The following is a 20,675-nucleotide window of genomic DNA, read 5'->3' as shown; positions in this document are numbered from 1 at the left end:
TCTTTCCGCTCCCCACTCTAAACCTTCCTTACACACCTTACCCAACTACAATAAATTCATTCACAAATTAAAAATTCGACACTTTCTTCATAAATCCTACCATAAGAAAGGGTGTCAGGCACCTAGTTTACATAACTACCGGTGCCTGACACCCATGTGGATTGAATCGGGATTCGTATGGTGAAGGTGCTTCCTTTTCCGATTTCGCTGGTAAGTTGAATGGTTCCGCCGTGGGTTTCGACGATCCATTTGGCGATGGAGAGGCCGAGTCCATGGCCGCCCATTTGCCGGGAACGAGATTTATCCGCGCGGTAAAAGCGTTCAAAAATATGGCCTTGGTCCTCTGGTTTGATTCCGATTCCGGTATCCTGAACCTGCAGACAAAGCTGGGATTCTCCCTTTGAAAGGGTGAGACATACTTCGCCTCCATTTGCTGTGTATTTTATGGCATTGTCTAATAAAATATATAATAGCTGGGATAATCGCTGGGGGTCACCTGTCGCCGTCAACGTATCCGGTGCGTGCATTTCTAGTGCGATTTGCTTGGAAGCAGCCAGCGGGCTGACGGACTCCAACGCTTTGCCCGCCAGCGGACGAAAGTCGAACGTCTCCATTTTGGTTTCGATGGTATTGGAATCAGAGCGCGCCAAGGTCAATAAATCACCAACAAGATTGGTCATTCGCTTGACCTCTTGCCGCATATTTAAAAGCATTTTTCGAACAAAATTCTCCTCTGGTACAGGCTCAATTGTCATTTCCATCGCATCAATCGAAGACATTATCACGCTTAACGGTGTCCGTAATTCATGAGAGGCATCAGCAACAAATTCACGTTGTCTCGTAAAGGCATTCGTAATCGGCACCATCGCTCTTTTTGACATCACAACACTCATAAATGAAGCTACTCCGAAAAAAATAACCAAAAAAGCCACAAAAATCATAAGAAGCCAATGGAATAACTGATAAGCAAATGAAATATCTTTTCCAATATAAAGCTGACCAATGTATTGCCCCTTAACGTAAATCGAATGGCTGGTAATCATAAGATGGAGATCCTGGGCCTCGTCACGCGGGTGAAATTCGCCATTATCTCCTCTTCCATCACTCTTCCCATGCAAGGTTACCTTGCGAATTTCGTGATCCTTCAGGGGAATCCCCTTCACAAGGTCTACTAATTTTCGTCGCAAATGCGGATTCGCTTCATTACCCATGATGATGTCACCAGTAGGACTTACGACGTAATAAAAATACTGATTGGCCCCAGCAAACACAACTTCTTGATTTTGAATGCCCTTCAGGTCACTTTGCTCATTTTTCAACAAATAATTCTCGATGAAGCCTGCTTCTTGCGTCACTAATGAATCGAGCTCGTGCTCCTGGTTTCTAAGGATCACCACATAGAGAACGAAATAGACAATCACGATAAAAAGAATGAGAAAAAGCATCAGCAAACCGCTATAAATCCGGGTTAACCGACCTTGCGTGCTTTTAAAAACATCCTTCTCAGAGCGGTTAGTTAGGGCTCGAAAAAAGGAACGTAGATTAGTGTTCAAGCTTATAGCCCACCCCTCTTATACTTTGAAGCAAATCCTGCTTTCCGAATGAATGTAATTTTTTGCGAATCAATTTGACGGTCGCATCAATCGTTTTCGGTGCGACCTCAGATTCATAGCCCCATATCCGTTCGAGAATGATCTCACGAGACAACACCTGTCCTTTATTTTGCACCAATAAATCTAACAACTGGAATTCACGAGGACTTAATTGGATTTCATCGCACCCCAGGCGAACCACATGGCTCATCCGATTCAACACCAAATCATCCATCCGGATTTCCTCTTCTAAAATAGGGGCATAGTTACGACGAGTAAGGGCCCGCAGACGTGCCAAAAGCTCGCCAATTTCAAACGGTTTGACGAGATAATCATCCGCTCCGGCATCCAACCCCTCAATCCGGTCCTGAACTGTGTCTTTCGCCGTTAACATGAGAATGGCGCCTGAATACCCCTGCTTCCGCAGCCTTCTGCAGACCTCCACACCTGTCCCATTTGGCATCATCCAGTCTAGGATTAACACATCATAGTGCGCAGAAGTAGCATAATAGTAAGCATCTTCCCCTTCCATTACCCACTCGACCGTGAAATCACCCTTCTTATTTAACATATACACGATTAATTCACCAAGCTTGGAATCATCTTCTGCTAATAAGATATTCATCATGATAAACTCCTTTAAAAACTCGAAATAACGAGGTCCGAAGCCCCTGGGTCAACCCCACTATTTCGAATCTAGCAAAGGAATCTTTACATTAACTTAAATTTTTATTAAAAATAAAAAAAACGGCAACTTCCAGATGGTGATCTTTCCAGAGAAAGCAGTTGGAAGTTGACGTTTGAGAAATTGATCTTCCTGATACGATAAATCTCTTATTCATCAACATGTGTGTTTAAAGTAAGAAGGGAAAGTAAGACCTCATTGAAAATATTCTGTTTATCTTTAATAGAAGAGAAAAATTGTTCATCGACATTTTCAACGATTGGTAAAGCCATCTTCACTTTTGCTGACCCTTCTTCAGTTGGTGAAAGTAATATTTCCCGCTTATCTAAAGGATTTTTATTTCTAAGCAAAAATCCTTTCGTTTCAAGTGTTCGAACCACATCGGAAACCATCATAATATTTGTCTTTGTAAACTCAGCAAGCTTTTTTTGAGTGACGTTTTCGCCATGCGTATGGAGATAATCACTCGCAGTTAATAATACAAATTGGGCATGAGTCAGGTCGATCTTGTTCAGTTCTTTTGTAATGAATCTCTGCCAAGCTTGTGTCACTTGCCATAATAAAAAACCTGAGCTCTCCTTTGGGTCATTAAATTTGGATCCCCATTCCATGAAAAGTCACTCCCATAGCAGTTGCAATTGTGATAAAGTCTTCTTGTTTAATTTCAAACTGTCCTCTGCGAAATACCAAACCTATATTGTCATATTCTTTTGGGAATTTCAACATAGGTTTGATACTCGAATACTTTACATTTTGGCAAGGCTGGTATTCAATATCTATTCGATAAGGAATGAATTCTGGAGACATTTCATAGCGATAAACATCGCCAGTTTTAACCGTTCCTATAGCCGTAAAAGACTGGAGTGGATACCCATCTGGATATTTCGTCTTTGTAGAATAATAAATTAACCCATCTCCTTCTTTCATCTTTTTTAATGGGGCACATTTCCCGTGACAAAGTTGGGCGAATCCCCCTTTCTCACCTAATCTAACATGTTCCTCCGACACAATTCCTATCCAATATCTCTTATTCATACTATTTTTCCTCCAGCAAGCATAACCAGATTTGCCATCGTATCAGGAATACCCTGAGAAATCATCGGACCGATTTGATTCCCCATCATTTCAGAATTAGGACCCGAAATGACTAAAGCATGAGTAAGTTTTGTTTTCGATTCATGAATTTCAATCCGATGATTAAATTCTAGTTGAATGCCTGCATCTTCAAGAACTGTCACATCCGAAAAAAATTCATTCTCTTTTACTTCTGTCAAAGTGAAAGGAAGTGGCTCCTCACCCATAGGTGTCAAATATCCCTTTGTACCCTTTTCAAATGATCCATTTAATGTAACCTGAGCGAGTCCTTTATCCCATTTTGTCCATTCTGAAATGTTTTGATATAGCCTCCAAATGTCCTGCGGTCTGGCATCCGTATAAATTGAATTCTCATATTTCCACATAAGAGTTCCTCCACATCATAAATAGTAAGTGTGCTTATTAATATAATAAGCACACTTACTATTATTGTCAATGTGTATGTAAAAATCATACAGTATTTATTTTTCTCCTATGTTTACAAGCGCCCAAAGCTTTAAAAGACTGCTTTGTTCTTATTTTGTTTACCTACAGAATCAATGATAAAAAGAACTTGGAAACATCTCCAAGTTCTTTTTGCTGTCAATGTGTTATATTCCATGCGTGTTTTTGCTTAGAACTTTTTTAACGGTACTCGGGGTACCCCACTTTTCCTCGTTATTCTTTTTCCAATAACACGGGTTCACTTTTCAATCTTTCAATTTCTTCATTCAATTCTTCGTCATTTACTAGATTGCGATATGGTTCTTCATGTGTAGTAGCGGAAAACTGACTGGCGGCTTGAACTTCAGCTTCCATCAACATAATGCGCTCCTCGGCACGGGCTATCCCTCGTTCAATATTTTCCGTTTGAAAGCTAAAGGTTGCCTTTTGAATCTGCTTAATTGTCTGAGCGGTGTTGGCACGTGATAGTAACAGGATTTTCTTATGCTGCAGTTCGTTATATTTTCCCTTTAACTCTTCCAATTTTTCTGTTAGGGTTTGCGTTTGTGTTTTTATGGCTTCGTATTGTTCTTTGTAGAGGCTCAGCTGCTTTTCATGAATCAGTTTTTCTTGAACCGCCAATTTCACCATCTCTTCCTCGCCATGTTCAAGGGCAAGCTTCGCCTGGCGAGCGCGTTTAGCTACCAAGTCCTGAGTATCGAGAATGAGCGCGGCTTGCTTTTTCTCCACGAAAATTTGCCGGGCTAATGCCTTCTGGCCTTTTTCAATTTCCTCCTCCATTTCACGAGAATATTCATTCAGCATGGCAACCGGATTTTCACAGTTATCGAGCAGTCCATTAATTTCAGCCATCGTTATTCTTTTAATTCTTTTAAAAATGCCCATTCTACTCATTCTCCTTTTTTTTCATCATTTTTTGTTCCCATTGGTCTAAAATACGGCCATTATGGTTGATGACAGGTGTATGTGAATTCATAATTGGTGTATTGTTTAGTTGTTTCTTGTTGGAAGACTTAGCTTTCCTTTTAAGCCATTTTACGAAAAGGATGACCACTGCTAGTCCAATGAGGAGGAAAAGCAATAGTGCGAACCAATGAAATTCTTCATGATGATGAAAACCATACATCATCTGATGATGTCCAAAATCGCCATGGCGTCCCCATGCTTCCGAACGAGCTCCTTTGGCAAAATCGCGATGCTCCCCCCCAAAAAGATGACGGAGAACGTTAATCGCCACGAAAATTGCCGTGATGATCGCTCCCCAGAAAACGACAAGCTTTACTCTAGTTTTCATTCCTCTTTCCTCCTTTCATTACTTGATAGACTGAAGTTTACTAGCGAACGGTGAAAACTTGGTGAAAACAAAAAACCAATCAAAAAAATTTTCGTTTTGTGTCGTTTTTGTGTCGTCATTCTGGTGTCAGGCACCTCGGTTGGGGGGTATAATAAAAAATAAAAAGGTGATGAAAGTGGAGATTAGTAGAGGAAGACGCTTCCTATCATTATTTGCGGTATTATTTATTCTCGTGATAGGTTCTGCAGTCTATTTTTTTCAGCATACACATGGGCAAGAGATGGAGCACTTGAATGTTAAGTATGGCGATGACCCGAAACAATCATTAGATGTGTATTCTCCGACTGTTGGAAAGGGAAAGAAACTCCCTGTGATCCTCTACGTCCATGGCGGTGGCTGGACGGGAGGCGATAAAAGCAATGTGGCCGAAAAGCCTTCTTTTTTTACCAATAAAGGCTATGTCTTTGTTTCCGTTAACCACCGACTTTCTCCAAAAGCCTCCAATGTGGAAATGGCGAATGATGTTTCATCAGCCGTGAAATGGGTGTCTGACAACGCGGATACATACCAAATCGATCGCAGCAAAATAAATTTGATGGGGCATTCGGCCGGTGGGCAGTTGGTGATGCTCGTCGGGACAAATCCCGAATATTTGAACAAGGTTGGACTTACGCCACAATCGTTGAAATCGATAGTCAGCCTAGAAGGACCGCTGGATTTGACCGATTTCATCCAAAGAATGAGCAACTACAAAAAAGTTTTCGGCAATGATCAACAAGTTTGGGCCGAAGCATCTCCACTTACCTATGCGGCGAATAAAAGCATGCCGCCGATGTTCTTGGTTGCCCATGGGACAAAATCTATCGCTGCTTTTGTCGATTCGGCTAAAAAGGCGGGCAACACGGTCGATTCCTTCACGGTCCAGACCCTTTCACATAGCGGGGTGACCGAGTATCTCGGATCAAGCAAAGGATCAGAAGAAGCGAAAAATATGACAAATGCAGTGGTAGCATTTTTGAAAAAATATAATTCGTGAGAGTAGTTAAACTGAGTCGACATCTATACTATTTTGAAAAAAACAGCCTTGCCTGCATTTTTAGGAAAGGCTGTTTTATATTGAAGAAATCTGGTTCACGGGTAACTGTCCATCCCAGGCGTACAAATGTCCACGAGCGGTGCCTGACACCTAAGGTATGACACTTAAGGTAAAAATAGGTTTTCAATATAGTGAAATTATGGTATGATTGTTAACTGTAGTAAACAAGGGCAAAATCACTGAAAAGTGATGACGCAAAGCTATAGGGGCCTCCGCCGTTAAGGCAAGGTCAGCCAGCTACCATCTAACAAAAGGGAGTTGTTGTGGATGTCAAAAGGATTGTGGCTTACGCCAGAAGAGGTTATGCAAGTGAAGAAAAGAAGGAAAAGCCTTCTTTATATTTCTATCATACTTGGTACTGTTGTCCTTAGTGCACTAGTGACTATTCTTGCAAATAAAATATAATCGAAGGGATCCTAACGCTTAGTCAGGGTCCTTTCTTAATGTTTGCTTCGACTTCGAGGAGTCCTGCGACCTCCCGTGACACTTTTTACAAACTATGTTACAATAATTTGGAAAAATCAAATAAACAAAAAACAGAGTGGCAATTTAAAAGGAAGGTTCATGAAGCGTTGTTGAATCCCTTAAATTGAGGTTTTTACTATGAAGCAACTAAATGATACACAAAGAAAAGAATTTGCTGAATACCACCAAAACATTTTATACGAGCGACTGAAGTACGTCTCGTATATTTTAATTTTGGCCTATCCTTGCTATTTCTTTATTGACTTTTTCCTTTTGAATCGTACCAGAAATTCTACTTATAATCATGTTCTTTCTACGATACACCTAACATCACTTGTGATTTCCCTTATTTTTATTTTCATCAATCATATAGCCAAAATCAAAACCAAAAGTGTCATTCTTCCAATATATATATTCCTTTATTTATTTTTAGGAGCTGCCTCCTCTATTAATAGTCAGTTATACACGGGGAATATATATTCCTATATTATTATTTTATTAGGGACGGCCGTGATTTTCCCAATTCAACCGAAAATCTACGGGATTCTTTCTCTAAGCAACCACCTATTTTTTTTAGCAGGAGTATTTCTAATCGAAAATCATAACGAATCGTTTTTAGTAAAGTTTATTAACTCTACAGGTACCGCTGTAATCTCGTTTACCATTGTACTAACATTTTATTTTTTTCAAAGAAATGATTATTTAAACAAATTAACGTTAAAACGGAATGTAGACAGCTTTCGAACATTATTTAATATGAATCCCACTCCGTTAATCCTAACAAACCTGCACAGTGATAAGATTTTGCTCATCAATCAACATGCCGTACACTACTTCTATTTGGAGGGCCTCCCCACATCGCAAATGGATACCCGATTCCTCTTTAAGTACCAAGAGGATAAGCAACTAATTTTAAAAGGCCTTGTGGAGAAGCAACAGATAAAAAATTATGTGACGGAGCTGCAAATTACCCCTGAGATAAAGAAATGGTCAATTCTGAACTTTGAATGGGTAGATTACTTTGATGACATGTGCGTATTGATTAGCGTTACTGACATTACCGATATCAAGGAAAAAGAAAATGAGCTGCTTAAACACGCCTCGATAGATATGCTGACAGGAGTGTTGAATAGAAGAAGCGGAGTCGAATGGCTGAGGAAACAAATAGACATGGGTGTTAACGGTCAAGAATTCGTTGTCTGCTATATTGATATTAATCATTTAAAAATGGTCAATGACCGTTACGGCCATTCAACAGGGGACGACCTGATTAAGACTTGCTGCGAGACGCTTACCGACCATATCGGTAGCGAAGATCTATTATTTCGCCTTGGTGGAGATGAATTTATCATCATTTTCTTTGAAAAGAATTTGGAAGAAGTGCAGCAGGTTTGGAACAATATCGTGAATGAATTCAAGAACATCAATGATTCTCAACAAAAACCATATCAACTCTCAGCGAGTTATGGTCTTTATCACTATACACCAGGTACGGCGATTACGGTGGAAGAAATTCTTGAGTTCGCTGATCATGAGATGTATAAGCACAAATTCCAATCAAAAAATAGTCGACTGGTCACCCCATCAATATGATTTAGCCTGGAACCGTTTTTTGGGTCTTAAAAAAACTTCCTTAACCATTACAATATTATGAACTTGACTCCATCAAAGTTAAATTTGCGTAAAGAGCATAGAAAAAAAGACATAGATGGTATATAATTCAAAATGGCAAAGATGGATCCAAATTAATTTTAGGACAGGCAGGTGCAACGAGATGGCTGATAAAGAACTGAATTTAGTTGAGCATCTTGATGAGCTACGAAAAAGATTAATCATTTCTGCTGTAGCTTTCATTATTTTTCTTGTGCTCGCGTTCATTTTTGTAAAGGATATTTACCTCTTTTTCATGGGCAATCTTGGTTTTAAGCTTTTGGTGTTGGGTCCAAGTGATATCATTTGGATTTATTTTCACATAGCATGTGTTGCTGCCCTTGCTGGAACCATTCCCGTCATAGCCTGGCAAATTTGGCTATTTGTGAAGCCTGCGTTAAAATCGAATGAGCAGAAGGCAGCATTAAGCTATATTCCTGCTTTGTTTCTCCTTTTTATTGGGGGATTAGCCTTCGGATACTTTGTGATTTTTCCAAACATCATGAAGTTTCTCATACAACTCGGTAGTGACTTAATGGCCCCCTCCTTTACGGCAGATAAATACTTCAGTTTTTTGTTAAACATGACACTGCCATTCGGAGTTGCCTTTGAAATGCCGATTGTCTTGATGTTTTTAACGACTTTAGGCATCATCAATCCCTATAAAGTCACGAAAGTACGCAAGTATGCGTATTTCATTTTGGTCATCATTGCTTCGATGATCTCTCCACCGGAATTATTATCACATATATCGGTCGCAATCCCGCTGATTCTGTTATTTGAAATTAGCATTTTCTTAGCAAAAGGAGTTTATAAAAAAAAGCAAAAAAAACGTGCAGAGCTGATAGACGCCGAGGAATTCTCAAAAGCGTAAATGGCGCCTACCTGCCTTCGCTGGTCTAGTGCCATGGCTTCTATCTCAAAGGCCCTGTAAGTCTTTTTATAAAAATAGAAAGCGTTAAGTTTCGATTTTTTCAAATGGGAACTTAACGCTTTTTTTTCGGCAATATTTCCAGTCCCGATTGCTCATACTGATAAGAAGTGGAAGTTTCTGCTTAGTGATGTTGGACTAAAGTTGACTGATCCCGATGGACCATTATCGAAGTACATTTTTTATTAAAAGGCTGTGTTAAACTTGCCTGTTGATTTGCGCTCCAGGCGCTTCGCTTTCCGCGGGCGTTTCGGGGAGCCTCCTCGGCGCTAAGCGCCTGTGGGGTCTCCCCTGCCCCGTACTCCCGCAGGAGTCTCGCGCCTTCCGCTCCAATCAACATAGTTCCAAAAATCAACAATGACCTTTAACACAGCCTATTAAAAAAGAATTTAGGTGGTAAAGTTGAAAAAACTCGTTTTTATTCGGCATGGCCAAAGCCTTTATAATCTAGAAAATCGATTTACGGGATGGATTGATATTGATCTTACCGATGATGGATATAACGGGGCGAGAGAAGCAGGTGCGATTTTAAAAAAGCATGGCTTTATATTTGACGTGGCCCATACTTCCGTCCTCAAGCGGGCCATCCGAACGCTTTGGATTATGCTCCATGAAATGAATTTAGTTTGGATACCGATCTATAATTCGTGGAGATTAAATGAACGTCATTACGGTGCCTTACAGGGGATGAACAAGGATGAGGTTGTAGCGCGTTACGGGGAAGAGCAAGTAAACGAATGGCGGAGATCGGCCAGTGTCAGTCCCCCAGCCATTTCTCATGAGAACCATAGCTGTGACCTATCTGACCCTAAATATGCGCGGATTGGAAGAGAAAATATTCCGTTAACGGAAAGCCTTCTCGACACGGAAAAGCGCGCATTAATTTATTGGAATGAGCAAATTGTCCCGGATTTAAAAAACAATCAACACATCATCATCTCCTCCCACGGCAATACTTTAAGAGCACTGGTAAAATATTTGGACAACATTCCCGATACCGACGTGACCAGCCTCAATATCCCTAATAGCATGCCGCTAGTCTACGAATTGGACGACAACCTCAAACCTATCAGGCACTACTACCTTTGCCATGAAGGCGAAGTTCCAAGCGGCACCATCCCAAAGCATCTAGACATACACCATCCCGAAAACTGCGACTGGATCGGCTAACCCTTATTGGTCTTGGTGTCAGGCACCCAGTTTACATAACATACGGTGTCAGGCACCAAAATGGGACTTTTTTTGCGTGACAGGCTCGGTAATTAGGATTAAAATCTACAATATGTTAGTTATTTGAGGAGGATGGCGTTTTGAAGCTAAGCAGTGAAGAAATAGAGATATTAAAAATTTTGGAAGAAAACCATAAGGTTTCAGTCGAAACGATTGCCTTAATGGCCATGTGCAGTGAGGAAACGGTCCAACTAACGATTAAAAAACTAGAAGATGAAAAAATTATTATGAGCTACCCAATACTGATTGATTGGAGCAAAGTAGAGGGGCAGGAACATGTAATCGCGATGATTGATGTGAAGGTAACCCCTAAGCGAGGAGTCGGGTTTGATGAAGTAGCTGAAAGAATTGCCCGCTTTCCTGAAGTAACTTCGTTGTACCTCATGTCCGGTGCCTATGATCTATCCATCACCGTTGAAGGAAAGACGATGAATCAAATCGCTAAATTTGTATCGGAAAAATTATCAACAATTGAAAATGTTATGTCCACTACCACCCACTTCATGTTGAAAAAATACAAACATGATGGGGTGTTATTTCGCGGCAGCGATGACAAAGACCGCAGAATGGTGGTTACACCATGAAAACTGATTACGCGCATTATATCTCGAAAACGGCTCAAGAAGTACAGCCGTCTGGCATAAGAAAGTTTTTCGACTTAGCCGCCAGCATGGAGGGTGTAATTTCACTCGGAGTCGGTGAACCCGATTTTATCACCCCTTGGAATATTCGAGAGGCGGCAATTTTATCATTAGAGCAAGGATTTACCTCCTATACGGCAAATCCGGGCTTGCTCGAACTGCGACAAGAGATTTCAAACTATTTAGAAAGTAGATTCAGTGTTCAGTATGATGCCAAAAATCAAATCATTGTCACGATCGGTGCCAGCCAGGCAATCGACATCGCCTTTCGTTCGATTTTAAACCCTGGCGATGAGGTACTGATTGTGGAACCGGCGTTTGTGGCCTATGCTCCACTTGTTTCCTTGGCCGGAGGAAAACCAATCCCCGTTTCAACATCACCGGTTAACGGATTTAAAGTGACGCCTGAACAAATTGAAAATGCCATTACGGAAAAAACGAAGGCCATTTTGTTATGTTCACCAAACAATCCAACCGGTACGATGTTAACGAAAGAAGACCTGGTCGAAATTGCAAAGGTGATTCAAAAACATGATTTACTAGCTGTTTCCGATGAAATTTATGCAGAATTGACCTACGATGGGACCTTTACAAGCCTCGCCGCCATCGAAGGCATGTATCAGCGAACCATTTTATTAAACGGTTTTTCCAAGGGATTTGCGATGACAGGCTGGAGATTAGGTTACGTGGCAGCTCCTAAAGAGTTAATTGAAGTTATGCTAAAAATCCACCAGTATACGATAATGTGTGCTCCTCACATGATGCAGCACGGAGCCATTGAGGCACTCCGCAACTCCTATCATGATGTCGAAACGATGAGGAGAAGCTACCGCAGAAGACGGAACTATGTAGTGCAGACGCTAAATCAAATAGGTTTAGACTGCCATACACCCGGCGGCGCCTTTTATGTGTTCCCTTCAATCCGCTCAACAGGACTCAGCTCCGAACAATTCGCTGAGGAACTGTTAATACAGGAAAAAGTAGCAGTCGTTCCCGGTAATGTTTTTGGCGAAAGCGGCGAAGGCTACGTCCGATGCTCTTACGCTACTTCAATGGAACAGCTTCAAGAAGCATTAAAACGGATGCAAAGATTCGTAGAATCAAAGAAACTAGCATTGCGATAAAAAGAAAAGCGGAAGCGCCTTGGTCAGCCCCGATATAGGGAGACTTGGCACTGACAAGTGCCTTAGTCTCCCTTAATGCGCACAGAAGGCGGTAGACTTCTGTAGCCAAGCATAAGACGCTTCCAAAAAGAAGGCGTTCTTTGCCTTCATTTTGGAAGTGGCTTATGACCTCGAGGGGCTAGGCGCTCTGCCGAAAAACTCACGTTTTTCGGCGTGCGAGGTATCGCTTCCGAAGTTTACTCTAATGCAGCTATACAATTAGAAAAGCGCACTAGCCTGCTTACCTGTGACAATCACAATAAAAGAACAAGTTGTTGACGAATTTTTAAGCCAAAACGACTAAAACTATGGGGGAGCTGTGGCTCTCCTTTTTCCTGTATATCAAGCCTAATTCTATTAAATTCAAGGCTTTTACAAAAAATACGCAAATAATCAATCGAATTTGGTAACAGACCATTCATCCATGTAAAATAGAGATGATAAATGGACGAGGTGAATTTCAATGGTGTGGAAGATTAACAGTACAACCGAGAAAAAAGTAGATCGATTTGGGATTACAATTGACAAGGTGGTCCTTCCTGATGGAGAAGAAATAACTTTTTCCTTTTTGCATTTTGCCAAAGGGGTTTGTATCCTTCCGATAACGGAGGATCATGAGGTCGTTGTTTTAAAGCAGTATCGTCATGCAATCAAAAGCTGGCAATGGGAGCTTCCCGCAGGGGCGATCGACCATGAGGACCAAGCTCCAATTGACGTGGCAAAAAAAGAACTAGAGGAGGAAACAGGCTATACAGCTGAACATTGGCTTGATTTAGGAAGCTTTTATCCTTCACCAGGATCAACGAGTGAAGAAATCTTTTTATTTGCAGCCGCAGGGCTCCGTCCTTCCGTGCAAAAACTAGAAAACAGCGAGCAAATTGAATTGCATACAATCAGCATGGAAGAATTAAAGAACCTCGTCAAAAACGGCGAATTTAAACACGGAGCGGGGCTGGCAGCGATATTACGCTACAAATTTATAACGGATTAAATCGAGTAGGGGTCGTCATTTCTGACTACCCCTCTCAAAAAACCGTACGAGGTACCGCAAAACAAATATCGTAATCACTCATATTAATAAACTTTTAATCCCCGAAACATAAAAGTCGTCCCTTACCCTGTTACCTTTTCAAACCAGGAGCTTGCTGTCTCCTTCAAGACCATGTTAAGTTCTTGGATATTTTTTTTGCCGGTATCTTGTAACCAGGCACGTCCTGCTTGTTCACCATTTTCAGCAAATGGAGAAACTCCATTTTTCCATGTTGCCCGGCCGCAGAGGACGCCGTTAAAGGTTGAGGCTGATTCTTTTGCAAATTTCAAGGTTTGTTGGAATAATTCTGCACTTACACCGGCGCTTAAGAAGATAAATGGCAAATTCGTTGCTTCACTTTGCTCCTTAAAATACGAAGCCGATTCTTCCCGGCTATAGGCTGCCTCTCCTTCTGCGTACCCCTCGACATAATTCATATCCACTGGAACTTCTACCTTTAAAACATCCACTTTGTACTGCGGTTTGGAGAATTCCCTCATTGCTTCAATCACCTTATGGGGCTTTACTTTTGCATATTCCAAGCTTTTCACATCATCATTCTTGGCATCGTAAGTAACAATTTCTAAGAAAAATGGAATGTCTTCTGCTACACACTCAGACCCGACTCTCTCCATATAAACATGCTTAAATTCATTAATTTTTTCATCTTCATCCACATCATAGTACAGTAAAAATTTTACCGCATCTGCTCCTGCTTCCTTCAGGCGTTTAACTGACCACTCTGTCAATAAATCTGGTAAACGTCCCACCGCTGTTGCATCATAGCCGGTTTTTTCATATGCCACAAGTAATCCTGCATTCGAATGGCGGACTTTTGCAGCCGGTAGACCATATTCCGGGTCAAGTAGAATCGATGTTGCATATGGTGTCAGCTCTTCTGAAACCAATTCTTTAAAGCGGATAATCCCTTCATCACCAAAAGGACTTGAACTTCCTGCCGCAATCATTTTCTTTAATGAACCTCGTTGATCAATTGCCAAAGCGCCGATAATCCCATTCTCATCAGATAGCCGTTTAAGAGCCGCCAATTTATTACTCGTCAATTCTACCATCGAAAATCACCTCAATTAATCTACTTTTTTAACCTTGACTAATTCTAAAAGCTGACCAAATTTTGCTAAATTAATATAACCTGTTCCCGCTTCCATCGTATTGAGCATACCCGTTGTCATCGCGGTTTTTAAAACATCCTGAACGGTTTGCTTTCTATTCAAGGCAACCGCTAATCCAGCAACAGTGGCATCGCCTGAGCCGACAGGGTTCACAACGTCAATTCGAGGAATAGTAACCCGATAATATTCTTCACCATGCTTAACAAAAGCGCCGTCCCTACCCATCGAAACGACAATCCACTCAATCCCCTGAAATAATTCATTAGATAACAAATGCTTCAAGCTGCTTATACTTCCCTCCACTTTCACGTTAAGAAGCTGGGACAGCTCGTCAATATTCGGCTTAATTGCAAAAGGTTTTACTTGATGGAACAAAACCTGTCTTAAAGCTTCTCCCGAGGTATCAACGATCACAGGAACCCCTTTCTCCCGGCCCATTTCGACCATCTGCCGGTAATATCCACAGTCAAGCCCTTTTGGCAAACTGCCCGAAATGGTGACAATAGAAGCTTCCGAAAGCTGTTCCCGATATTTCTCTAAAAAGGCTTCCCCTTCTTCCATCGAAAGGGTCGGCCCGGATTCTAGGATTTCCGTTTGCTGCCCATCATGGAGAATCGCAATACAGTTTCTTGATTCTTGATTAATTCTAAAAAAGTCATGTTTTATCTCACTTTTCATTAATTCCTGAATAATGAAATCGCCAATAGCGCCGCCTAACAAACCTGTCGCTAGAACGTCCTCGCCCATCTGCTTAATGACGCGGGCTACATTTAACCCTTTACCACCAGCGGTTTTACGAACATGTTCCACACGGTTCACTTGATCCAGTTTGAAATCTTGAATGGGATAGGAAATATCAACAGATGGATTCATCGTAACTGCTAAAATCATCGTACTCCCCCTTTCCCGGAATGGGCTTTTGCTTGATGCCGGCAAACACCATCAAGATACGTGGCCGTTAAATCAAGCTCAGGAGTCAATACGATAAAATCAGCATCATAACCGGTTGCAATCATTCCACATTCTCCATCGATGCCAATGCTTTTCGCAGATGCCGTGCTTGCCATATAAATGGCTTCCTCCGGAGTCGCAATTCCCCAATCGACAACATTTTTGACAGCTTCATTTAATTGCAAAATACTTCCCGCTAAACTTCCGCTCTCCAATCGAGCCGCTCCATTTCTTACTTCAACGGGAAATTCCCCCAGTTGGTAGCGGCCTTCCGGCATGCCTCCTGCCATCATGCAATCAGTCACGAGGACCGTCTCCTTTCTGCCGCGAGCATTCATTAACACCTTAGCTGCAGCAGGATGGACATGGTGCCCGTCACAAATAATTTCTGCAAACACTTCCGGCAGGTTCATCGCAGCACCGACCATTCCAGGCTCACGATGATGAAGCCCGCTCATCCCATTAAACGTGTGCACAAAAATCGAAGCACCCTTCGCAACTGCCTCTTTCGCCTCAGAGTATGTAGCATCACTATGGGCCAGCGCCACCGTTACTCGATTGTTAACGGCATGCTCAATAAAATCACCTACACCATTTCTTTCAGGAGCAAGAGCAATTTTTTTAATAAAGTGCTTGGAATACTGCTGCCACTCATCCAGCATTTCGATAGAGGGATCACAAAAATACTTTGTGTTTTGGGCCCCTTTGTGTTTTTCCGTAAAAAATGGCCCTTCTAAAAAGATCCCTTTTATTTTGGAACCCTGAACCTTTTTATAATTTTCGCCAATCATCTCCACAACTTCGTTCAACACCTCTGGTGAAGAAGTTAGCGTAGTAGGTAAAAATGATGTCACACCGCACGAAAGCAGTCCTTCAGAAATCGCCTTCAATCCCTCAAAGCTGTTGTCCATAACATCATGATTTTTAAAGCCATGAATGTGGGTATCAACTAAACCTGGAGCAATCCATTTTCCCGCATGATTGATGACATACGCTGTTTCTGAAGGCAACGTCACGTAAAAAGAACCGAATTTTCCGTCTTTAATTTGCAAATAACCAGGGCCTGCCACACCATCCTCAAGAAAAAAACGGTCTGCACACACAAATTGTTCCATATCTGCACCTCTGTTAAGAAAAAGGAACCCAACATTCCCTTTCATTTACTTATATTTGTGGATTGTTACACCTTTAACGACCCGATTCACCGTTCCGCTTGGTGACGGAGTATCCGGTATATTTCCGACCTTAACCGAAGCCAGCAGAGCAATTGTTTGTCCAAACATGACAAACGGAAGGGATAAATAAGCATCTGGTACGGTAAGTGCGTCACTGTCGAATAAGAACGTATCACCGCCATAATTCATATCCCCATCTACTGCAATCGCACATATGAAGCTCGCGATTTGATCCTGTTTCAATTCATTTAACATATCTAGATCGTACCGGCGTGTGTATGGGTGGTTGGAAACAAACAAAAACACGACTGCTTTTTCATTCACAAATGATTTAGGACCATGGCGGAATCCGAGTGATGAATCAAAAGATGTAGCAATTTTACCGGCAGTTAATTCCAATATTTTTAATTGTGCCTCTCTTGCCAATCCCTCAAAGCCTCCTGAGCCAAGATAGATAATTCTTTCAAAATCAGAAGAAATCATGTTCGCAATATCAGCTTCTTTGCTAATAACACTTTGACCCATGCGGCGCACCGTTTCGACAATGCAGCCTTTTTCTTCTATTGATAATGAGTCAAAAATGAGCAGTGCAGTTAGGGTCATGCAAGTATAGCTTCCCGTCATCGCAAAGCCTTGATCGTTAGACCTTTCAGGCATCAATAATAAGAGGTTATGTTCATCTCCCTTTGCCCGTTGTGCCAATTTCCCATCCTTAGAGCAGGTAATGGTGATTTGATAAAGATTTGTTACGATCTGTTCCGCTAGCTCGACAGATGCAACACTTTCAGGGCTGTTTCCGCTTCTTGCAAAAGAGATTAATAATGTCGGAATGTCTGCTTTTAAGAATTGATAAGGGTTGGATACGATTGCCGTGGTCGGTACACTCATCAAATCCCACTGATTCTCATCCACTTTTTCCTTTAAATAAGGAGTAACAGTATCACCGACATAAGCAGAAGTTCCAGCCCCTGTAAAAATAACCCGGATGCGATGATGCCTTTCTGTCAAATTTTTTAAAAATGCCTCTATGTTGTTACGCTTCTCAGCATATAATGTAAATGCTTCGCCCCAAATTTCAGGCTGTTGTTTTATTTCAGCTGTTGTAGTCGAGGCTCCTAACGGCATTAATTGATCCTGACTTAATGTAAACATTTGTAGCACTCCTCTTATGATTTTTTAGTTCCTTTCGAATACCCGCAATCCTGCACCAACGACGCCATTATTCTGCTTAAGATGACTAATCGACATGTGGTTTAGGAGATGCTGCTGTTCAGGAATCATGTATATTTTTAATTTTTCTTTTATGATGTCAAGCAAAAAGGGGTTGTTGGCGATCACACTTCCGCCAAATACCACTTTATGCGGGTCTAGTAAACAGGAAATGGAATAGAGAGCCTGGACCCAATTGTCTGTTACCTCATCGATGATAGGCTGATACTCACGTACTCCGTCTTGAAAGCGTTCAAAGACATCCTTCGTCGATAGATTCGCCACCTGCAATTCCTTCCGTACGAATTTTTCGATTGCCGGTCCGGCAGACACTTTTTCAAGCCGCTCCAATTTCTTATCCGCATTCGAAAATATAGGGATCAAGCCGAGCTCTCCGGCAAATCCGGCTCCTCGAAAAAATGAACCGTTATGAATAATCGAACAGGAAATGCCGGTACTAATCGTGACGTAGACGAACGTTTCATCTTTTTTTGCCCCAGCTGCTCTCCACTCAGCAAAAGCCGCCATGTAAACATCGTTATCTATCATGATCCTCTGAAGCCCAAATTGTTCCCGTAAACGGGCACTAAGGGGAAACTTGGCCCATGGTAAATTATTTTGAAAAACTGCAATCCCTTGTTCACGATCCACCTTTCCAGGTACACCAACACCAATACCTTCCATGTCGGTAACCGTATAGGAGGAATCTTTAAGAACTTGTTCCAACGCCATTACCACTCTATTAAACATCTTTTCTCTGTCCGAAGGATCACTTTCTATCACTAAGCGATTTAGCAAATCCCCTGTTTCTGAAATGACAGCCGCCGCAATTTTCGTTCCGCCAATATCAATGCCAATGGCCTTTTTCATGCTCCTACACTCCCCTATTCAAGATTGAATCGACCGGGTATTCAAATAACATTTTTTGGGATTTTCACAAATAAACAGCTATATAAGGTTGGGTTGTTGGTATAAGTTAAGTGGATAAAAAACTCATAGACTGAATTCTATGAGTTTATTAACTAAGTAATTCTATTATAACATGATAACTTGTAGGGTCAACCCAACAAATCAAAACATTTCATAATGCAGTTTCTAACATCATGCAATTTGTTTCTATTTTCCCCCCGTAACGGCAATCCCTTCAATAAATTGTTTCTGCAGGAAGATAAATAGGATCAGCATAGGAAGAATTGCTAAGAAGGAACCTGCCATAAGGATCGGGTAGTTGGTCAAATATTGGCCTTGAAGTGAAGACAATCCCACTGAAAGGGTCATAGATTCCGTAGAACTATTGACAATCATCGGCCACATCAATTCATTCCAGCTCCAAAGAGTAGTAAAAATCCCTAGTGCGATTAAACCTGGTTTGGCAAGCGGCAACATAATTCTCCAATAAATTTTAAAATGGTTACAGCCGTCAAGCCGGGCCGCCTCCTCTAGTTCCTTTGGAAGCCCCATAAAGAATTGCCTTAAGAGGAAGGTTCCGAATGCACTAAACAAACCCGGAACAACCACGGCCTGCAATGAATTCAGCCAGCCTAATTTCACCATAATCATATATTGCGGCAGTAAAAACACTTGTCCCGGTACCATTAATACCATTAACGCCAATAAGAACAGGAGGTTTCTTCCGGGGAATTCAATCCTAGCAAAGGCATAAGCAGCTAACGAACAAAAAAACAATTGGCCAACAGTACGTAATATCGTAATAATCAGGGTATTACACATAAATTTGAAAAATGGCAGCAATCCAAATACCTCTTTATAATTTCCCCATTGGAATTCTTTTGGAATCAATACGGGTGGGACATGAATGGACTCAGCATAAGTTTTTAACGAGGTGAGAATCATCCATATAAAAGGTAAAACCATTGCTACCGCCCCTATAATCAGGATGAAATGGATCAGAAATGATTTACTTATTACAAGCCGTTTCTCTCTTTCCAATGGCTACACTCCTTTAGTCATAATGAACCCACTTTTTCTGTAAGACCATTTGAATTGCCGTAATAATCAAGATCACAATTAACAAAAGTACAGCAATGGCTGCTGCATACCCTTTGTCGTTTAATACAAAGGCATGCTGATAAAATAAATACACAATCGACTGTGTACTTTCTAACGCTGTGCTCCCTTTTCCAATCATCATAAAAATTAAGTCAAACACTTGAAATGCCCCGATAAGAGACATGATTGAAACAAAGAAAATAACTGGAGAGAGCAGTGGAAGCGTAATTTTAAAGAACACCTTGATTGGACCCGCTCCATCAATTTCTGCAGCCTCATAATACATTTTCGGAATCCCTTGCAGCCCGGAGAGGAAGATGACCATGTTATAGCCGATTCCACTCCAAATTGCGACAATAATAATGGAATAAAGGGCAATTTTTGGATCCGATACCCAGTGTGGTCCTTTAATACCAATTAAGGATAAAAGATAATTAAGCAATCCGTAATCAGCGTTATAAAGCCATTTCCATACCATTGCGATGGCAGCCGGCATAGTAATAACAGGTAAAAAGTATAATGTTCGATAAATAGATTTCCCTTTAATATTTTGATTTAAGAGAACTGCAATAATAATGGAAAGGAAAATTCCAATTGGCACAGTAAAAATAATATAAATAGCTGTGTTTTTAAAGGATTTCAGAAGGTCAGCATCATGAAGCATCTGCTTATAATTGGATAAGCCAGTCCATTCATACTGCCCAAATGCGCCCCATTCGGTAAAACTGTAATAAAAGGTTTGGATAATGGGCCATAAGTAGAAAATAAATAACCCTAACATGGTCGGGGCAATCATTAAATAAGCCCAGAGATAATCGGATCGTTTCCTTGTCTTTGCCAAGCTTGAAACCTTGAATTTTTTTGATACCTTTACTTCGGAC

At 41.2% G+C, this 20,675-nt stretch carries 22 protein-coding genes and 1 riboswitch; of the genes, 8 read left to right on the top strand and 14 right to left on the bottom strand.

Annotated elements, in window-relative coordinates; genetic code table 11:
• Positions 1-122: 122 nt before the first annotated feature.
• From BN1082_RS06095 to BN1082_RS06065, 7 genes are all read right to left on the bottom strand, one after another.
• The gene (locus BN1082_RS06095; RefSeq protein WP_245640332.1) at positions 123-1,553 is read right to left on the bottom strand and encodes a sensor histidine kinase; all 1,431 of its coding nucleotides are present in this window, start codon (positions 1,551-1,553) and stop codon (positions 123-125) included.
• The gene (locus tag BN1082_RS06090; protein ID WP_090632205.1) at positions 1,543-2,217 is read right to left on the bottom strand and encodes a response regulator transcription factor; all 675 of its coding nucleotides are present in this window, start codon (positions 2,215-2,217) and stop codon (positions 1,543-1,545) included. Before BN1082_RS06090 ends, BN1082_RS06095 begins: the two co-directional genes overlap by 11 nt.
• Before the next feature lie 209 nt (positions 2,218-2,426).
• Positions 2,427-2,888, bottom strand: a complete 462-nt coding sequence (locus BN1082_RS06085; RefSeq protein ID WP_090632202.1) for a MarR family winged helix-turn-helix transcriptional regulator — start codon at positions 2,886-2,888, stop codon at positions 2,427-2,429.
• Positions 2,866-3,312: an EVE domain-containing protein gene (locus BN1082_RS06080; protein WP_090632199.1), complete on the bottom strand. Its 447-nt coding sequence runs from the start codon at positions 3,310-3,312 to the stop codon at positions 2,866-2,868. The genes BN1082_RS06085 and BN1082_RS06080 overlap by 23 nt, the downstream gene beginning before the upstream one ends.
• The gene (locus BN1082_RS06075; protein ID WP_090632196.1) at positions 3,309-3,737 is read right to left on the bottom strand and encodes an SRPBCC family protein; all 429 of its coding nucleotides are present in this window, start codon (positions 3,735-3,737) and stop codon (positions 3,309-3,311) included. The genes BN1082_RS06080 and BN1082_RS06075 overlap by 4 nt, the downstream gene beginning before the upstream one ends.
• A 292-nt stretch (positions 3,738-4,029) precedes the next feature.
• Complete coding sequence (locus BN1082_RS06070) at positions 4,030-4,701, bottom strand: PspA/IM30 family protein (protein ID WP_176699665.1); 672 nt, start codon at positions 4,699-4,701, stop codon at positions 4,030-4,032.
• A 1-nt stretch (position 4,702) separates the two neighbouring features.
• Entirely contained in the window at positions 4,703-5,110 is a 408-nt protein-coding gene (locus BN1082_RS06065; RefSeq protein WP_090632191.1) for a hypothetical protein, read from the bottom strand.
• Between the two features lie 139 nt (positions 5,111-5,249).
• Between BN1082_RS06065 and BN1082_RS06060 the strand changes: the two genes are divergently transcribed.
• From BN1082_RS06060 to BN1082_RS06025, 8 genes are all read left to right on the top strand, one after another.
• A complete protein-coding gene (locus BN1082_RS06060; RefSeq protein ID WP_245640331.1) occupies positions 5,250-6,146 on the top strand; it encodes an alpha/beta hydrolase in 897 nt (298 codons plus the stop codon).
• Between the two features lie 219 nt (positions 6,147-6,365).
• Positions 6,366-6,451, top strand: a riboswitch (cyclic di-GMP riboswitch).
• Between the two features lie 22 nt (positions 6,452-6,473).
• Positions 6,474-6,611 carry a hypothetical protein gene (locus tag BN1082_RS27340; protein ID WP_176699664.1) on the top strand — a complete coding sequence of 46 codons (138 nt, stop codon included), beginning with the start codon at positions 6,474-6,476 and terminating at the stop codon, positions 6,609-6,611.
• A gap of 198 nt (positions 6,612-6,809) precedes the next feature.
• Positions 6,810-8,264 (top strand): GGDEF domain-containing protein, encoded by a 1,455-nt coding sequence (locus tag BN1082_RS06055; protein ID WP_090632189.1) that lies wholly within the window; start codon positions 6,810-6,812, stop codon positions 8,262-8,264.
• Between the two features lie 181 nt (positions 8,265-8,445).
• Positions 8,446-9,195, top strand: coding sequence for a twin-arginine translocase subunit TatC (tatC, locus tag BN1082_RS06050; RefSeq protein WP_090632187.1), 750 nt, complete (start codon positions 8,446-8,448; stop codon positions 9,193-9,195).
• A gap of 459 nt (positions 9,196-9,654) precedes the next feature.
• Positions 9,655-10,422: a 2,3-diphosphoglycerate-dependent phosphoglycerate mutase gene (gene gpmA, locus BN1082_RS06040; protein WP_090632182.1), complete on the top strand. Its 768-nt coding sequence runs from the start codon at positions 9,655-9,657 to the stop codon at positions 10,420-10,422.
• A gap of 140 nt (positions 10,423-10,562) precedes the next feature.
• Positions 10,563-11,066 carry an Lrp/AsnC family transcriptional regulator gene (locus BN1082_RS06035; RefSeq protein WP_090632179.1) on the top strand — a complete coding sequence of 168 codons (504 nt, stop codon included), beginning with the start codon at positions 10,563-10,565 and terminating at the stop codon, positions 11,064-11,066.
• On the top strand, positions 11,063-12,247 hold the full coding sequence (locus BN1082_RS06030) for an aminotransferase (protein WP_090632177.1): 1,185 nt from the start codon (positions 11,063-11,065) through the stop codon (positions 12,245-12,247). Before BN1082_RS06035 ends, BN1082_RS06030 begins: the two co-directional genes overlap by 4 nt.
• A 502-nt stretch (positions 12,248-12,749) precedes the next feature.
• Entirely contained in the window at positions 12,750-13,277 is a 528-nt protein-coding gene (locus BN1082_RS06025) for an NUDIX domain-containing protein (protein ID WP_090632174.1), read from the top strand.
• A gap of 122 nt (positions 13,278-13,399) precedes the next feature.
• Here BN1082_RS06025 and lacD read toward each other — a convergent pair whose 3' ends face one another.
• The 7 genes from lacD to BN1082_RS05990 all read right to left on the bottom strand — a co-directional run bounded on the left by lacD (position 13,400) and on the right by BN1082_RS05990 (position 20,635).
• A complete protein-coding gene (lacD, locus tag BN1082_RS06020) occupies positions 13,400-14,389 on the bottom strand; it encodes a tagatose-bisphosphate aldolase (RefSeq protein WP_090632171.1) in 990 nt (329 codons plus the stop codon).
• 15 nt (positions 14,390-14,404) lie between these two features.
• Positions 14,405-15,340: a tagatose-6-phosphate kinase gene (lacC, locus tag BN1082_RS06015; protein ID WP_090632169.1), complete on the bottom strand. Its 936-nt coding sequence runs from the start codon at positions 15,338-15,340 to the stop codon at positions 14,405-14,407.
• Complete coding sequence (gene nagA, locus BN1082_RS06010; protein ID WP_090633192.1) at positions 15,337-16,515, bottom strand: N-acetylglucosamine-6-phosphate deacetylase; 1,179 nt, start codon at positions 16,513-16,515, stop codon at positions 15,337-15,339. Before nagA ends, lacC begins: the two co-directional genes overlap by 4 nt.
• Before the next feature lie 45 nt (positions 16,516-16,560).
• Positions 16,561-17,727 carry an SIS domain-containing protein gene (locus tag BN1082_RS06005; RefSeq protein ID WP_090632166.1) on the bottom strand — a complete coding sequence of 389 codons (1,167 nt, stop codon included), beginning with the start codon at positions 17,725-17,727 and terminating at the stop codon, positions 16,561-16,563.
• A 24-nt stretch (positions 17,728-17,751) separates the two neighbouring features.
• Positions 17,752-18,654, bottom strand: coding sequence for an ROK family protein (locus BN1082_RS06000; protein WP_090632164.1), 903 nt, complete (start codon positions 18,652-18,654; stop codon positions 17,752-17,754).
• A 246-nt stretch (positions 18,655-18,900) separates the two neighbouring features.
• A complete protein-coding gene (locus BN1082_RS05995; protein ID WP_245640351.1) occupies positions 18,901-19,659 on the bottom strand; it encodes a carbohydrate ABC transporter permease in 759 nt (252 codons plus the stop codon).
• A gap of 88 nt (positions 19,660-19,747) precedes the next feature.
• Positions 19,748-20,635, bottom strand: coding sequence for a carbohydrate ABC transporter permease (locus tag BN1082_RS05990; protein ID WP_176699705.1), 888 nt, complete (start codon positions 20,633-20,635; stop codon positions 19,748-19,750).
• Positions 20,636-20,675: the final 40 nt, after the last annotated feature.

Source organism: Neobacillus massiliamazoniensis (assembly GCF_001048695.1).
GTDB classification, from domain to species: Bacteria; Bacillota; Bacilli; order Bacillales; family Cytobacillaceae; genus Neobacillus; species Neobacillus massiliamazoniensis.
The sequence above is the reverse complement of the archived record's forward strand: the minus strand, read 5'-3'. Positions and strand labels throughout refer to the sequence as shown.

Excerpts from the sequence above, each read along its gene's own strand:
- BN1082_RS06090 (WP_090632205.1), bottom strand. The coding sequence starts at position 2,217 with ATGAATATCTTATTAGCAGAAGATGATTCCAAGCTTGGTGAATTAATC.
- BN1082_RS06085 (WP_090632202.1), bottom strand. The coding sequence starts at position 2,888 with ATGGAATGGGGATCCAAATTTAATGACCCAAAGGAGAGCTCAGGTTTT.
- BN1082_RS06080 (WP_090632199.1), bottom strand. The coding sequence starts at position 3,312 with ATGAATAAGAGATATTGGATAGGAATTGTGTCGGAGGAACATGTTAGA.
- BN1082_RS06075 (WP_090632196.1), bottom strand. The coding sequence starts at position 3,737 with ATGTGGAAATATGAGAATTCAATTTATACGGATGCCAGACCGCAGGAC.
- BN1082_RS06070 (WP_176699665.1), bottom strand. The coding sequence starts at position 4,701 with ATGGGCATTTTTAAAAGAATTAAAAGAATAACGATGGCTGAAATTAAT.
- BN1082_RS06065 (WP_090632191.1), bottom strand. The coding sequence starts at position 5,110 with ATGAAAACTAGAGTAAAGCTTGTCGTTTTCTGGGGAGCGATCATCACG.
- BN1082_RS27340 (WP_176699664.1), top strand. The coding sequence starts at position 6,474 with ATGTCAAAAGGATTGTGGCTTACGCCAGAAGAGGTTATGCAAGTGAAG.
- BN1082_RS06055 (WP_090632189.1), top strand. The coding sequence starts at position 6,810 with ATGAAGCAACTAAATGATACACAAAGAAAAGAATTTGCTGAATACCAC.
- tatC (WP_090632187.1), top strand. The coding sequence starts at position 8,446 with ATGGCTGATAAAGAACTGAATTTAGTTGAGCATCTTGATGAGCTACGA.
- BN1082_RS06030 (WP_090632177.1), top strand. The coding sequence starts at position 11,063 with ATGAAAACTGATTACGCGCATTATATCTCGAAAACGGCTCAAGAAGTA.
- BN1082_RS06025 (WP_090632174.1), top strand. The coding sequence starts at position 12,750 with ATGGTGTGGAAGATTAACAGTACAACCGAGAAAAAAGTAGATCGATTT.
- lacD (WP_090632171.1), bottom strand. The coding sequence starts at position 14,389 with ATGGTAGAATTGACGAGTAATAAATTGGCGGCTCTTAAACGGCTATCT.
- lacC (WP_090632169.1), bottom strand. The coding sequence starts at position 15,340 with ATGATTTTAGCAGTTACGATGAATCCATCTGTTGATATTTCCTATCCC.
- nagA (WP_090633192.1), bottom strand. The coding sequence starts at position 16,515 with ATGGAACAATTTGTGTGTGCAGACCGTTTTTTTCTTGAGGATGGTGTG.
- BN1082_RS06005 (WP_090632166.1), bottom strand. The coding sequence starts at position 17,727 with ATGTTTACATTAAGTCAGGATCAATTAATGCCGTTAGGAGCCTCGACT.
- BN1082_RS06000 (WP_090632164.1), bottom strand. The coding sequence starts at position 18,654 with ATGAAAAAGGCCATTGGCATTGATATTGGCGGAACGAAAATTGCGGCG.
- BN1082_RS05995 (WP_245640351.1), bottom strand. The coding sequence starts at position 19,659 with ATGGTTTTACCTTTTATATGGATGATTCTCACCTCGTTAAAAACTTAT.